The 205-nt window shown below is 62.0% G+C and carries 1 protein-coding gene; it reads right to left on the minus strand.

Annotated elements, in window-relative coordinates:
* A partial coding sequence (locus ACGF5R_RS25265) for a toprim domain-containing protein (protein WP_387693406.1) occupies nucleotides 1–205 on the minus strand: 205 nt, incomplete at both ends.

The raw sequence follows: 205 nt of genomic DNA on the forward strand, positions 1-205 counted from the left end.
CAGATAGCCGTTGGCATCCATGCCCTCGGGGAACACCACCCGGAACACGGTAATGCCGTCGGCGGTCAGTTCTGCCGCCAGTTTCACCGCGGCCTCATTGCCTGCCGGATCATTGTCGTAGGCGATCAAGACCTGCTTAACGCCATGCCGCTGAAACGCCTGCCGCATCTCATCGGTGAAGCCGTTCACCCCATAGGCGGCGGTG

Source organism: Photorhabdus sp. RM71S (genome assembly GCF_042879355.1).
Taxonomy (GTDB): Bacteria; Pseudomonadota; Gammaproteobacteria; order Enterobacterales; family Enterobacteriaceae; genus Photorhabdus; species Photorhabdus kayaii.